Annotated in this window: 12 protein-coding genes and 1 pseudogene; 3 read left to right on the plus strand and 10 right to left on the minus strand. The window is 58.2% G+C overall.

What is annotated here, in order from left to right; translation table 11 throughout:
- Window positions 1-1,462, plus strand: a 1,462-nt coding sequence (locus LJE91_08810) for a sulfide/dihydroorotate dehydrogenase-like FAD/NAD-binding protein (GenBank protein ID MCG6868809.1), incomplete at its 5' end; no start/stop codon positions are given.
- Between the two features lie 278 nt (window positions 1,463-1,740).
- Window positions 1,741-2,046: a hypothetical protein gene (locus tag LJE91_08815; protein MCG6868810.1), complete on the plus strand. Its 306-nt coding sequence runs from the start codon at window positions 1,741-1,743 to the stop codon at window positions 2,044-2,046.
- Window positions 2,047-2,229: 183 nt separating this feature from the next.
- Here LJE91_08815 and LJE91_08820 read toward each other — a convergent pair whose 3' ends face one another.
- The 9 genes and pseudogenes from LJE91_08820 to LJE91_08860 all read right to left on the minus strand — a co-directional run bounded on the left by LJE91_08820 (window position 2,230) and on the right by LJE91_08860 (window position 12,985).
- On the minus strand, window positions 2,230-2,661 hold the full coding sequence (locus LJE91_08820; GenBank protein MCG6868811.1) for a response regulator: 432 nt from the start codon (window positions 2,659-2,661) through the stop codon (window positions 2,230-2,232).
- A gap of 200 nt (window positions 2,662-2,861) precedes the next feature.
- Entirely contained in the window at window positions 2,862-3,860 is a 999-nt protein-coding gene (locus LJE91_08825) for a transposase (protein MCG6868812.1), read from the minus strand.
- A 286-nt stretch (window positions 3,861-4,146) separates the two neighbouring features.
- Window positions 4,147-4,815 carry a hypothetical protein gene (locus LJE91_08830; GenBank protein MCG6868813.1) on the minus strand — a complete coding sequence of 223 codons (669 nt, stop codon included), beginning with the start codon at window positions 4,813-4,815 and terminating at the stop codon, window positions 4,147-4,149.
- A 500-nt stretch (window positions 4,816-5,315) separates the two neighbouring features.
- The gene (locus LJE91_08835; protein MCG6868814.1) at window positions 5,316-5,960 is read right to left on the minus strand and encodes a hypothetical protein; all 645 of its coding nucleotides are present in this window, start codon (window positions 5,958-5,960) and stop codon (window positions 5,316-5,318) included.
- 272 nt (window positions 5,961-6,232) lie between these two features.
- Window positions 6,233-7,951 (minus strand): two-component sensor histidine kinase, encoded by a 1,719-nt coding sequence (locus LJE91_08840; protein ID MCG6868815.1) that lies wholly within the window; start codon window positions 7,949-7,951, stop codon window positions 6,233-6,235.
- Between the two features lie 290 nt (window positions 7,952-8,241).
- On the minus strand, window positions 8,242-8,616 hold the full coding sequence (locus tag LJE91_08845; GenBank protein MCG6868816.1) for a response regulator: 375 nt from the start codon (window positions 8,614-8,616) through the stop codon (window positions 8,242-8,244).
- A gap of 516 nt (window positions 8,617-9,132) precedes the next feature.
- Window positions 9,133-10,401: a response regulator gene (locus LJE91_08850; GenBank protein MCG6868817.1), complete on the minus strand. Its 1,269-nt coding sequence runs from the start codon at window positions 10,399-10,401 to the stop codon at window positions 9,133-9,135.
- 70 nt (window positions 10,402-10,471) lie between these two features.
- Window positions 10,472-10,855: a response regulator gene (locus LJE91_08855; GenBank protein MCG6868818.1), complete on the minus strand. Its 384-nt coding sequence runs from the start codon at window positions 10,853-10,855 to the stop codon at window positions 10,472-10,474.
- A gap of 54 nt (window positions 10,856-10,909) precedes the next feature.
- Window positions 10,910-12,985 (minus strand): annotated as a pseudogene (locus LJE91_08860) (STAS domain-containing protein).
- A 508-nt stretch (window positions 12,986-13,493) separates the two neighbouring features.
- Between LJE91_08860 and LJE91_08865 the strand changes: the two are divergent.
- Entirely contained in the window at window positions 13,494-13,901 is a 408-nt protein-coding gene (locus tag LJE91_08865) for a hypothetical protein (protein MCG6868819.1), read from the plus strand.
- Between the two features lie 22 nt (window positions 13,902-13,923).
- Here the strand turns inward: LJE91_08865 and LJE91_08870 are convergent.
- A partial coding sequence (locus LJE91_08870) for an addiction module toxin RelE (GenBank protein MCG6868820.1) occupies window positions 13,924-14,455 on the minus strand: 532 nt, incomplete at its 5' end.

Consider the following 14,455-nt stretch of genomic DNA (forward strand, 5'->3'; position numbering starts at 1 on the left):
CATGGACGCGGCCCGCACGGCCCGGCGACTGGGGGGGCATGTCACCATCGTCTACCGTCGGACCCAGCAGGAGATGCCCGCGCGCGTGGAAGAGCTACACCATGCGCTGGAGGAAGACATCCAGCTCAAGGTGCTCAGGTCGCCGCGGGAGTTCCTCGGCGACGACAAGACTCACTTCGTAACCCACGCCTTGGTCGACGTGATGGAACTGGGCGCAGCCGATAGCTCGGGGCGCAGGCGTCCGGTGGCCACCGGAGAGACAGAGGAGATTCCAGCCGAACTGGTCATCATGGCGATCGGCAATGCATCGAATCCAATCGTCAAGGATTCGGAGCCGGAGCTCAGCACGAGCAAGTGGGGCACCATCGAGATCAGGACAGGCAGCCAAGAGACGTCCCTGGAGGACATCTACACTGGTGGAGACGCCAGCCGCGGGGGATCGACCGCCATCAATGCCGCCGGCGATGGCAAGGCGGCGGCCCTAGAAGAGATCGCCCGAGCCAGTCCCTTCACGCGGAGCGAAATCCGCTCCCTGGTGGCCAGCGCCGAACGTTACACGAAACTGGGGCAGGCCCGCGCGACGATCGTCGACAAGATCGAGCTGGCTGAGGGCATCGTCGAGTTTACCGTGCACGCACCGCTGGTGGCCAAGGCGGCCAGGGCGGGGCAGTTCGTGCGGGTGCTGCAATCGGAGAACGGCGAGCTCATCCCTCTGACACTGGCCGACTGGGATCCAGAGGAGGGCACCATCGACCTGGTTATCCAGGCACTGGGTAGCACGTCGATCCTGATGAACAGGATGGAGGTCGGCGACGCCTTTGCAGGTATCGCGGGGCCGCTGGGTCTGCCGAGCCGGCTGCACCGGTACGAAAACGCAGAGACGGTGGTATTCACGGCGGGCGGAGTCGGACTACCCCCCGTATACCCGATCATGCGCGAACACCTCAGGATGGGCAACCATGTGACCCTCATCGCCGGTTTCCGAACCGAGCAGCTCATGTTCTGGACCAATCAGGACGAACGCATCGGGTTGCTGCAAGCAGAATTCGGCGCGCTATTGGATGTCATCTACGCTACCAATGACGGCAGCTACGGAATCAAAGGGTTCGTTACCGGTCCGCTGGAAGATCTGCTGGAAAAGGCGAAAGCCGGTGCAGGCCGCGCCATCGGCGAGGTGGTCACCATCGGTCCTCCACTGATGATGCGCGCCGTCAGCGACCTCACGAAGCCCTATGGTGTGCGTACCATCGCCAGCCTGAACTCGATCATGGTGGATGCTACCGGCATGTGTGGTGCCTGTATGGTGCCGGTGTTGATTGATGGCAAGCTGATCCGCAAGCATGCGTGTATCGACGGTCCGGAGATCGACTCGCATATTATCGAGTGGGACAAGTTTCTACCCCGGTTCCAGCAGTTTAAGGGACAGGAGGACCAGAGCAGGTTGCGCCACGGTTTAGCGTAGCGAGACATGGTGGAGAAGTTCGCGGCATATGCCGGACACTTGGTCGCGGGCATCGCACTATCCATGCTGACGAGCGCAGCCAAAGCTTCATTGGGGATCTAGATAACGCCGTCAGCGCATCGCGAAGACCGAGTGGCAAAGGTATCACCGTGCCCGCCCCGGCCTCCACGGCCATGTGCACTGTCATGACCCGCGCCTGTGCCAGCGGCTCGGTGCCAGCCTCCGGCAGGGGTGCGCACTCCCCGTAGCCTGCGCGGCCATCGGCGATGCGCAGCCGGATGGTCCATCCCTCACGCCGCGAGAGCTCGCTCCTGGCCACGCACCTTCTGGTCGCCGGGGCCCCCCCCCACACAGAAGGCGCGATCGCCGGTCCCGAGCAGGCGCTCGATACCCTGGGGGTCCACGATCTGGCCGATGGCGGGCATGGTGTCCTCAGGCGGCACCTGGGGGCCGGGATCGCCTTGTGGGAGATGATATGGACCTCGCCCGCCCCGGTCGCGTTTGATACCCCGGGCAGATCCACGGCGGCGTTTCGAGAGCGTGTTGATGAGCTACGAATGGGAGTCGCGGTCGAAAAACCGTAATACCGAAGCCTGACTCGGCCCCCCAGGACAGAGCAGCCCGATCGAGCTGCTCTGTGTCGCCTCAATCACCGAGGCGGCGTAATAGCCCACATCGAACAGCGCTTCGCTGACCGGTCCTAGTGCTCTGTCCAACTGATCGTTGCGAGTTCAGCAATTATCAGTCGGACAGAGCACTAGTCTGCGCTACCAGCCCTTGGTCTTGATGACATCTTCAATCATCTGCTGCGTCTTCTGCTCTCGTGCCGCGGAGGTTTTCGACCCGGCCTTCCGCACCTTCTCGATCAGCAGGTTAATATCGGTGGGCTTCTCGAGAAAGTCCATAGCCCCCAGCTTCATCGCCTCCACACCCGTTTCCAGGGTGCCGTGACCCGTCAAAAAGATGACTTGCAGTTCCGGCTGATCCACACGTAGACCGCGCAGCGTCTCGACCCCATCCATCCCCGGCATTGCCAGGTCCATAATGATCGCGTCGAAGCGCTGGACCTGTGCCTTTTCAAGGGCCTCGTAGCCGTTTTTGGCCGCCTCGACAACCAATCCGCGGGCCTCCATGCGCGTAGACAGAGCCTCGACGAAATCCTCCTCATCGTCTACTAGTAGTACGTGTTCGTTCGCCATCGTCGCTCCTATCGCGTCGTTCAACTAAGCTGCTGCGCGGCAGAGTTCCTGTCTCCGTGCAGCAAGTCAGGCATTCACCTGCGGGATGATCTCTTCCAGGAATTTTCGGGTCCAGTCTGTACTTTGTTCCATTTTCCTGACCTGCGGCAGTACGCGAGGGTGCAACAACCCTGCCTAAAACGGCATTCTATGGCGAAGGCTCAAGCGGTGATGTAACCGTACTTTCTGAGCATTCTGATCCATCGTGGCGCGTTGCGTTCAACGCTGAGCGCTTCGTAGTCGATAGTGGCATCCCGGTAGTAATCGCCACGGCTGATCAATACAAAGACAATTTTCAGTATCTTGTGGGCCAATGCGAAGATGGCCCGCTTGCGCCCTCGGCGAATGAGCAGGGGCTGGAACTTATCGGCGAGCCCGCTGCGGGTGCGGCTGACCGCATTGGCCTCCTCGCGCAAGATACGCCGCACAAAGGGATTGCCCTTGCGTTTCCTGCCCGCCTTGCGCTTGCCGGCGGATTCGTTGTTGCCGGGGCACACGCCGGCCCAGGCCGCGAGCTTTTCGGGGCAGTCGAGGGCGTCGAGCAACACTTCGTTGCTTGCCTTCAATCGTTTGCTCGCATAGGCCAGGACCTGTTCCGGTGTCTCCCCGGCAAGCGGTGCCTTGATCATCCGTCGGGCCGATTGGCCGTGGATGTCGCTGACCACGACCGACAGGCGGATGCCGCCGTCGGTGAATACCTTGTGCAGGTGGTTGTTCTCCCCGCAGAGGATGCCGGTGAACTTCTGCAACTGCCTTGAGGGCACGCGCAGGTGACGAAAGTTCGAGGGCGGGACAAAACCACCCTTCAAAAGACCACTGTGAGCCAGAATCGTCAGCCACTGCGCGTCGGCGATGTCGGTCTTGCGCCCCGGCACCTGCTTGACATGGTGCGCATTGACCACCAGCGCCTGAATCCCAACCTCCTCCAGGGCCGCATACGGACTCTTCCAGTAAATCCCCGTGCTCTCCATGACCACCGCCTGCGGTGCGAATGACGCCACCCACTCGGCCATCGCTCGGCGATCCCGCTTGAAACCGCCGAACTCCTTCAGCTCAACCCGCACCTCGCCGTGTTCGTCCTCGAACAGCGCACACACCGTCAATTTGGCCTGGTGGACATCCAGGGCCACGACACTACGATAGATCGGTGTCAGTTCCATGAGTCGTTCCCCAACGGTGTAGACTGGCGACAGGGAGACAGCGCAGACCGCCATCGACTTCCATCTCAGACGCGTTGCGCCTGGACCTCTTTACCGTGCGCTCTTCAACGACGCATTCCGGGGTTCGGAACGACGGCAGTGGGTCACGTTAGCTATCAGGATCGAGTCGCCAAACACTTGACCGACCTCGCTGCGTCGTCTCCCCTCCAGCATCTTTCATTTTCCGGGGTGCAGCTACCCCCTGGCATGAGCGTTGGCGTCAAGATCTCCGAGTGCAAGCGTTCCTTCACCCATTGGGCAAGGCGATCACGATGCGCGCCTTACCCACGGCGCCCTCCAGCGTTGCCGTCGCGTTGAGTCGGGCTAGGATCCCCTGCAGAACCTCGCCGCCTTCACCGGCGGGGGGGATCTCACCGACGGGATCCTCGCTATCGATCAACACCTTACAACGCGAGCCGTCATTGGCAAGGGAGACGGTGACGACCCGGCGCTCGGCGGCGGTGTCGATCGCCAGATCGATGCACAGGATGACGGCATGCTGGAAGGCGAAGGGATCGACCGTAATCTCGGTCTCCTTCTCGGGAAAACACCGCTCCAGCCGAACCTGCTTCAGCGCGGCGAACCGGCTGCTTAAGTCGCAGATGTCGGCGAGCATCAGGTTCAGTTCAATGCGCTTTTGCCGAGGGGGATCCACGCTGTGGGAGAACCAGTTCTGCCGCCGGATCAGCGTCTCGCCGCGCATGGTGTGTTTGTTGATCTTTCTGCACAGAGCCTGCAACCGATCTTGGTTGAGGGTGCTGCCCTCACTCGCCGCACAGATGAGATCCTCCATCAGCCCGGAAAACTCGTTGATGGTGGCGATCACATTTTTCAGATCATGGGACAAGCTCGCCATGATCCGCCCGAAGAACGCAAGTTCCACGTCGGTCGTGGAGGGTGATTTCGCGTTGGTCAATTGTCTTTTCCTCTGCAGCAGCCCAGCACCGTCCAGACTAACTCGATATATGGCGATATGTCACGGCGAGAGAAGCTGAAAGGACATTCGATCTCTCTAATATTAAGGATGTTGTACAAGCAATCCGATATCACGAGGGCTGCCCCAGTGAGAGTGTTGCATACTTGCGCGGAGTCGAATACTCCAAGACGGTGCGGTTGCACGATTGCAGCCTTAGCCCATCTTTTCTCTACACTATGATGAATAATACATTGCAAATTCAATGGGTTGTATTTTTTTGCCGTTCGTTATGTCACTACTGTTTGCATCTCTCTGTCGAACAGCCGTCTTTTGCGTTTTGCCCGGTAGCCACACCAGCCCGAGGGCGCGTATCAGCCGCTGCTGATCGGCATTGGGTCGGGAACTCTTGCGTACCGGGCTTGTGACTGCGGAACACGGCCTCCAGGTCGGTCAGCAGGGTGTAGGTTGACCACAGTCGTTGCTCGTCCCATTGGGTCTGGTTACTGCGCAGACAGTAGACCCCGGGGTGGGCGTTGGGGTCTTCGGCCTTGGGTTCGATCCGCTCGTAGTGGACGGCGGTGGCCGTTTTCCCGGCCTGGTCGGTCTCCATGGTGATCTGGTAGTAGCGTGAGGCGCGGCTGTATTTCTGTCGCAGTCGACCGATCTTTTCGCAGACCTTTTTCGCGCTCTACGCGCATGGCGCGTACGGTATCGTTGTCCCGCTCCTCGACCGCGACACAGCGTTGGTCGTCGAATTCCATATGGCGCTTTCGGCTGACGATAATATACTTGTATCCCTGGTCCCGGAGCCACTGGATATTGGCTTCCGAGGCAATACCGGCATCCAGGAAAATGGTGGGGGCAGGACGCAGATCGAGAGATCGATTTTTCTCATCGTCGGCATCGACGGGCGGGCGCAATTCGTTGTACTTTCCGCTGCCCTCGAAGGAGGTATTGGTCAGATCGTAGAGGGTGATGGCCTGCTCGATCTCAAACAGCTCCACGTGCTGTTGATAGACAAAGCCCTCGATGCTTTCATGGTGCTTCCAGAGCAGATCCGAAGCCCGATAGAGGGCGGAAAGCCCCTGTTTTTCATATTCGAAATCCAGCGACTCCAGATACCCCGGCAGTTGCGCCTCGAACACGGTCCCCCACTCGATAGCTGTCGACCAGACGGTGACTGTAGTAGCAGGTCCCGTCCTGTGTGGTGCGCGTTCTGACGCGGCGGATGAACATAGTGCCAAGCAAACCATCCCGGCCGTTCGGCGTCAACCCATGTTCGTATTTTTATGTCACGACATTTGCTGATCTGCCACCCTTAAAACTCTACAACTGATTTCTAACGAAATTAATCTAGGCAGTAACCCGCTATTTGGAGAAATTGGAGATGATCGGGGTGGAAAGTGACAGAAATCGCCTAAGTAATAACACTCTGAGTCTTGCCGCCACTCCGTGTGTTCAATGGCGGTTTGATCGGCAGGATTACGGAAAATTGGGTCCACTCCCCTTCCACGCTTTCGGCAAGAAGCTTGCCGCCCAGCTTCTCGACGATCCCGTAGGAAATGGAAAGCCCGAGGCCGGTACCGTGATTCTTTTTGGTGGTGTAGAACGGCTCGAAAATGCTATGCAGCTGATCCTTCGGGATGCCGATCCCGTAGTCTTTGATTGTGACGTTGATGCAATCACGGCCTTCTAGCGTCAAGGCGATATCGATGCGGCCGCCGTCCTCTATTGCGTCGAACGCATTGTTGATGATATTGAGGAAGACCTGCTGCAAGCGACCGCGGTCGCTCTCGATTACAGGGAGACCTGCCTCGGCATAGAGGTTGATAGTGAGGCGGCGATAGACGGACTCCTTTTCGACAAACGCCAGCACGTCCTTTAGTAATACCTCCAATTCTATGGGCTCCCACTGAATGTCGATATGCCTGGCGAACCGCAGCAAGCGGCGAGTGATTTGGGCGCACCGCTCCACCGAGTCGAGAATGGGATCGATGTGCTTGAGGAACCGGTCCTTATGCGGGAAGTCTTCGAATAGGGTCACGTAGTCCTTTAGCAACCCCGCCTTCTCGTTTATTATTGCTAGAGGATTGTTGACCTCGTGTGCCACCCCGGCTGCCAGCCGACCAATGGAAGCCATCTTGGAGGTATGCTCCACCTTGTAGAGTAGGGCCAGGCGCTGATCATCCGCCTTGCGAAGCCGGTTGACCATGTAAGTCGCGCCGGCGAGGCTGACGATCAGGATCACGCTCATGCTGATTATGAGGAACGACAGCAGCTTATTGCGCAGCGCGAACCACGACGCCAGCAGGGTGCTGCGCTCTTCCAGTACCACGAAGATGAACGGCGATTTGTCGATCGGTGAATAACCCACGACTCGGTGGCGGCGATGCTCGTCGACTTCATCCCGGATGATGGTTCCATCGATGTTCGACGGCAGCTCCAAGGGAATAGGGGTCTGGATGTTGCCGAAGATTTTCGACGGCGTCTGTAACACCCCCTGCCGGTTGACGATGAAGGAGTCCCGTGAGGCTCGGGAACCTGTTGGCTCCGGCTCCTGGGTGATAATGTCAGTGTTCAGGCTGGCCCGCAGGATATAGGGCTTCCCCGCGCCGTCCAAGCGCTTAACGGAAACCGAGAAATGAGGGAACTGACGGTAGCCCAGGAAAACGTCGCTGACATGCTGTCCATACAGCAGGACCTGTTCTAGCCAGTCCTGTCCGCTGTAGTTCTTGTCCAGCAGGCCGTACGGCCCCACGTAGGAGCGCTGGACACCAGCAGCGTCGATCAGGCCGATATCGACGAAGCCGCTATGATTCTTCTTCAGGTTGCGGAAGACCTGCTCCAGTGTCTTCTGATCTCGCAGCTCTGCGAAGGCCTTGTCATCGATAATAAAATTAAGCAGCGAGATACGCTCCTCCAAGTAGAACTGCAGTGAGCGGCGTGCGTTGGAGGCCAGTAGTCGGATGGGATGCTTGACCTCGTCCTCGAAAGCTTCTTGGTACTGGTAATAATTCGAGAACCCCATCACGATCAGCGGGATGAACGAAACCAGGCAAGTGGAGACGACAATGGCCAACCATAAGCCACGGTATCGAAACGGCGTGTGGCTGGCCTCCTGCCACTCGCCCGCCATCCACCGCTCTGTGGACTTTGACTTTATTCCGCTATCTGGCACGTTCTCGAACGTTTCATTCGCAACCTGACGCTAGATCCATTTGTGGTGCATCGTGCGGCCTTTTTGCCGGGATGCCAACGCTGGCCGGGTCTCATAGCTAGGTGTACACGCCTGGTCGCATTGCCACCTGTTGGCCCTGCTCCGTGCCGTGGCCGCTTGACCTGACTGACGCGCGGAGCGGCGGGCGGTGATGGTGGCGAGAAAGACCCGCGGGTCTTGGGCGAAGTTCAGGAACGGCTCCGCTTGTTTCATCGCTCCGCCGCCTCGACTGCCTTCTTCATCGACTCCATAAGCTCCGCCAGATTCGTGGGCTTTATGAGATAAGCAAAAGCCCCGTGCCTCGTACCTTCATGGCCATACTCTTCCGATCCATGTCCCGTTAGCAATATCACGGGGAGGTCTGGCTTCTGTTTCTTGAGCGCTGCGAGAACTTCTATCCCGCTCATCCCGGGCATCTTTACATCCACGACGGCCACGTCGTGCGGTTGCGTCTGCGCATGGCTAACCGCATCGGCCCCATCGGTAACGGCGTCGACCTCGTATCCACGCAAAGACAGCCGTTCCGCCAGAGTGTAAAGAAGGTCTTTTTCGTCATCCACCAGCAGTACCTTTAACGGTGCCATTCGTTACTCCAGAGCTATCCTATCTGATGAGCGCGACGATGCTTACCCGAATCCATGGGTCGAGCTTTTCCCTCCCCTGAGATCTCACCGCCCCTTTTCAAGCAATACTCTCGGGTGGCGGGGAGAACAAACCAGTGCTAGATGTTGTCTTGGAGACAAGAGCGCTCGGTGCGCAGGTTGAGCAATATTCTGCTGTCTTTTCATTACCATTCACTTGACATCAGGGCTTTAGGCGATTGCCGGAAAATGACATACCAGATCGCGCCGGATTTTCGTTCGTCATCAAGGCACGACAATAGGCGCATAGTCGAACGATGGAACGGTTGTCGCAACACAGAGGACGGACGACAAAGACAAGCAGGATGGTATGTCATTTGACAGAAATCGCCTTATGCCCCCGATTTCCTGATAAAGCCGGAGCCACGTCATTGGGGCAACGCCTCACGAATGGCGTGTTCCCGACCAGACCGGGCGGTGACACTGCATGCACCGCCAGCGCTCGCTGCAGGGCGGGAATCAATCGGAGGATTCCTTTCTTTTTTTTGCAGTATCTCTTTGCCGAGCGTCACTGGTTTCATCCTCCCGCGCCTTCATCGTTGCCTCTTTCATGGTTCTGGCGAGAAGCTCGACGTCCACCGGCTTGTGCAGATAGGCAAAAGCCCCCAGCTCCATGGCTATGCGTCGATCCTCCTCCCCTCCGTGTCCGGTGAGGATAATGACCTCTACGTCTGCATGATGGCGCTTCACTCGACGCAAGACCTCGATGCCATCGATGCCGGGCATGCGCAAGTCCAAGACCATCACCACTGGGGCCTGTTGCCGGTCTTCGAGGTACTGTAAAGCCTCCTCGCCGTTGTAGACCACGTCAGATTTGATGTTGCGTAGATCGAGCCTTTCCGAGATCGCGCTCACGAAGTCCTGCTCGTCGTCCACGAGTAGTACCCGCGACGGGATCTCGAAATCGTATGACCGGACGATGTCCGGCTGGTTGAACTCCGGCCCCACTTTCGTCTCTACCTCCTCGACGCCATCCATCGCTCCGACGATAGCTTTGAGTTCGCCGGCCAGCGGCTCAAGCCGGATGACGTTCTTGTTTATGATGACCGTAACCCGACTGCCGCGTGCCGTGACGTCGCAGTAGTAATGCCCTTTTTGCACCAAAAGGACGTTGATCCGCGTTGCGAATATGAAGTCGATAGCCTTTTGGAGGGATTGCTCAGTCGGTCTCACGGCTTCTCGGCGCGCGCTGTCGATAATGGTGTCGACTGCTTGGTCCACCGGGGTGCTGTGCATAGCGATTCTTAGGTCGTACAGGCTGGCGTCCCACGGAGAATGATGCAGGAGGTGGTGGGTCAACTGGCTCAACTCCTGGTCTTCCTTGCTTATTCTCTTCCTGGCTTCATCGGCCGAGAGGCCCTCCTGTCCGGCCTGAGCCACGCGAAAATCGCGGTCGGCTATCAGGCAGACCCTCAATGCATGGGTGATTTCTTTCGGCACGAGGTGGGCCGCAAGGCCATGATAGACGCGGTGGTCTGTATGGAGCCACCGAGCAAGAGCCGCCCTCACATAGATAAGCCCTTTTTCGCGCTCGTGGGTCAGGTTATTGAACATGGATGGAGTGCCAGTGAGTGCGCGAATAAGCTTGTCCACCGATAGCCCCGACTCCTGGGACGCATCTTGCAGGACTTCTGCCCCGATGGGAGGGCAGTCAAGCCTCTCCGCCACCCGCCGGGCCACTTCTTCGGCGCGGCAAAAGGAGCCGCTGAAGATGATCACAAGGGGCATTTTCCTCTCCTAAATCTCTTGGCGCTTCCTGTTCGGAATGCGAACTCCAGGCCCAGCCAGAAACCGGCGTCTAAGCGGAGTTCCGATTCGCTGCGCGGGAGCGGCCGACAATCACGGCCTTGTTGATGGCATGTATCAGATCTTCAATTGGGCAGGGTTTCGCCAAATATTCAAACGCTCCCGATTTCGCTAGTTGGAAAGCCTTTTCCGTTGTCCCGTGACCCGTGAGAATGACTACCTGGCTCCGAGGATGACGGCTATGAACCTCGTCGAGGACCTCCTGGCCACTCATTCCGGGCATCTTCAAGTCCAGGACCACTACCTCGTAGTACTTCTCTTCCATCTTTTTCAGAGCGTCGCGAGGATCGGTGCAAGCCGTTACATTAAGTCCCTTACGTCCAAGTCGCTTCGTCGTATAGGTGACGAAATCTTTCTCATCGTCCACCATTAGCATCTCGAAGTCGTGAACCAGTAGCTTCCCGTCCGGCAGCTTTTCCGGATCGAAATAGCATACTTCAAGAAGTGGGCATGCCGCCTCCGCGGAGTTGCGGTGGGTCCTTTCGTGAACTGCCTGGATGGCCATAACTCGGGAGGGGAAGATGTTCTCCTCTCCAATCTTCTCGTAGAGGTGCGTACGTCGCATGGTATCGAGGACGCTCTCGTTGAGACCGCTCAGGGTGAGCCCAATTCCCCGCTCCCCCAATCGATCAACAAGTAGTGACAGGGTCTCTTCCCCGGATGCGTCTACCTCGCTGACGCTGTTTCCGACGAGGTGGATGTGGCGCAGCTGAGGCATAGTCTCTAAGCGGTCCGCAATTTGATTCTCGAGGTAATTGGCGTTCGCGAAAAACAACGGCCCCTCAAATTGAATGACCCCGATATGAACGCATTCGCGCAGGCCGTGCCGTTCGGCGTCTCGCAATGAGTGGTCCGGATGGAGAGAAAGCCTTGCCAGCTTTGGCTTCATGTTGCGGTACAGGTAGTGGCCAATGCTGAGCACGACGCCGATCAGGATCCCTCTATCCAGATGTGGGGCAAAGGCAAGCGTCGCTACGAAGCTGATAACGGCGATTATCCCATCGTATCGTTGCGCTCTATATGCATGGATGAACCCTTTGATGTTGATGAGCCCGATCACGGCCGACATAATCACGGCAGCCAGTACAGACTGCGGAATGTAGTAAAGCAGTGGGGTTAAATAGATTAGCGTCACCACCACAACAAGGCTCGTGAAGACGCTCGACAGCCCGGTCACGGCGCCCGCTCCGGCATTGACCGCCGAGCGGGAGAAGGAGCCCGACACCGGATAGCTTCTGGTAAACGCACCGAAGATATTTGCCAAACCCTGCCCGATGAGCTCCTGGTTCACATCCAGCCGCTGCCCCGTCCTTGCGGCCATGGTCTTGGCGATCGAGATCGCCTCCATGAAGCCCAGAAGGGAGATGATCACGGCCATCGGCAGGAGCCGAAGGATGGTCTTCACGTCCATGTCCGGCACCTCAATCTTGGGAAGCCCTTGAGGGACTTTCCCGACCACGGCGCCGCCGCCGATGAACTCCAAGCTGTCCATGTTGAGCCGCGCGTTGCCCACCTTGAGTCGCCAGTGTCGGCCGTCTTTGGCTTCTCCTGCGGGCGCCTCGGCGTCCAGATAAAAGACGAGCTGATCGCTCTGTCGAACTTCGCGGAAGTACAGAGATCGAAACTGCTCTCGCAACTGAGATGCCCGCTCTTTCAGATAGCCTAACCTGAGATTCAATAGGTCCAGCTGGTGAGTAAGTTCAAAATACTCCTCTGACCGCTTGCCGAATCGTTCTTCGGCGTCGATCACTTGATTGCCCAGCTGCGCTCGCTTTTCGGAGGTCGTCTCGATGGCGTTGGTGGTGTCGTTGAACTCCTCAATGGTGTGCCTCACCTCTTCCGAACGGACATGATCTATAGGCACCCATTCATCATGTTGGAAGCCCGTGGCCCAGGAGATCGTCGTGGTAATTGCTACCGCCACCAAGACGTATGGAATCCGCGGATTGACCATCTTGAGAGCATACATGATGGTGAAAGCCAAAGCGGCAAGGGCCAAGGTCGGCCAGTGAGTGTAGTGCGTTGCCGCGACAATGACTCGCCAGAGGGTTTCGTAATGATGTTCTGCCTTGTCGACGTAAACTCCGAAGATCTTGGACAGCTGAGACGTGGCGATGATGATGGCCGCCGCATTGGTGAAGCCGTTGACCACCGGATGGGAAAGGAAGTTGACCACGACGCCCAAGCGCAGCAGTCCGATAAGAAACTGAAAGATACCGACTACGAAAGCCAGGAGCACCGCGTAAGCGATATACGCTTCGCTGCCGGCGGTGGCCAGCGGCTCGAGGGCGGCCGCGGTCAACAGGGAGACCACGGCTACCGGACCGGTGGCGAGCTGGCGGCTCGACCCGAAGAGCGCCGCTATCAGCGGCGGCAAGAACGCTGCGTACAGGCCATAATAAGCCGGGAGACTGGCCAGCTGTGCGTAGGCCATAGACTGGGGAATAAGCACGAGGGCGACTGTCAGGCCCGCTACCAGATCGGCTCGCAGGGTCTGCCGATTGATATCCGTCGCCCAGCTAAGGAAAGGGAAAAACCGGTTCCACGTGAGTCCGCCAGTCCCTGTGAACTTGGTCACCTGCACTTTCCCCACCTCCAGATGGTACGTTTTTTGCTTATGTTGGGGTCAAGGCTGGGCGTATTACGACTATCTTCTGCCCCAGGCCCAGCGATCATCCATCCAACCCCCTTCCGGACTACAGGTTGCTCTGAGGTAGGGCGCCCGTCAAGCGTAGAGGCCAGGAGGGTAACCTGCGGGGCCGGAAATGCCTGCCGGGGATGCGTGAGAGAGGACACGAGCCGATGATCCGCATCTCCGTTCCACAATGCCTGCGGAAAGGCTTCGTAGACCCCGGCCAGGAGCATCGCCCAGGGGTAGCGGGCCGAGCTGTGCCCTGCTCCCCCGGTGCTCTGATCATCCGGACAGGGCTCGGTGTCTGCGTAACCCGCCGGCGGGTGACAGGAAACCCCTGACCTTCCGCCAGCCCTACCGCGTCGACCTAGGCGGACTCTCCGTGGTCGTGCTCGACTCGGCCAACGCCTGCGACCAAAGCAACCTGCACCAAAACCACTTCGACGCCCAGTTCGAGAAAATCCAGTCCCTGATGAATGAAGCCCCCGCCGCCAACGCCATCTGGCTGCAGAGCCATCGGCCCCTCTGGGGAGTGAACAAGCCAGACGACGATATCCCCAAGACGGATCTCGATGCCTCCGGCAGGTACGCCGTCATCGACAGGACGCTTCAGACCGCCTTCGCCCGCGACTCCCTGCCGAAGCGCGTGCACCTGGTGCTATCCGGACACATGCACCGCTTCCAAACCATCGGCTTCGAGCCTCGGGGTTCGCTTCCCAGCGACATCGTTACCATCCACGCGGTTCTCAATCCGGCTTTCCATTTCAATTTCCTCTCGTTTCACAGTTGATGAACGCGTCAGGCAAACAGGGTCAGGTCTTGTCTCGTGCCTTTTCAGGTAGATTCACAATTCTGCCGATCCTTGAATAATGTAGTCCAACCTGCTCGCCAATCTCTCGCATATTGTAGCCTCCACTTTTAAAGGCTTCGAAAATCGCAGTATCGCGGTCTCGGTGTTTGTCGAAATACCAAGTCAACGGCCGGGACACCGATCGTTGCATCTTGGGGATTTCACTCAAGCGCTGGTCTGCGTCCACTTTGCGCTGCATTGTGTCCAAAAATGCATCTGAACCCAGATAGATCCGATTCTTGAGTTCTTCCCAGGGGGAAGGCTGATTCTTTCCGTCGGCGACAAACCGTCGGTACGCGGTCTGTGCCTGTTGTTTGCGTTCGGCGAAAGCGGCCAGTATCCAGTCGATCTCCAGCCAATTGGGCACCACGGTCATTCCTGCCGTAGCCCGATAGTTGCTCCAGGGCCAATCCCGTGCCGTGCGTACCATGCGGGCGCGAACGGGATTGAGAACGAGGTAGCGAGACAACTCCAACAGATAAGCGTCTTTTTGT

It is taken from the genome of Gammaproteobacteria bacterium, assembly GCA_022340215.1.
In the GTDB taxonomy this organism is placed as follows: domain Bacteria; phylum Pseudomonadota; class Gammaproteobacteria; order JAJDOJ01; family JAJDOJ01; genus JAJDOJ01.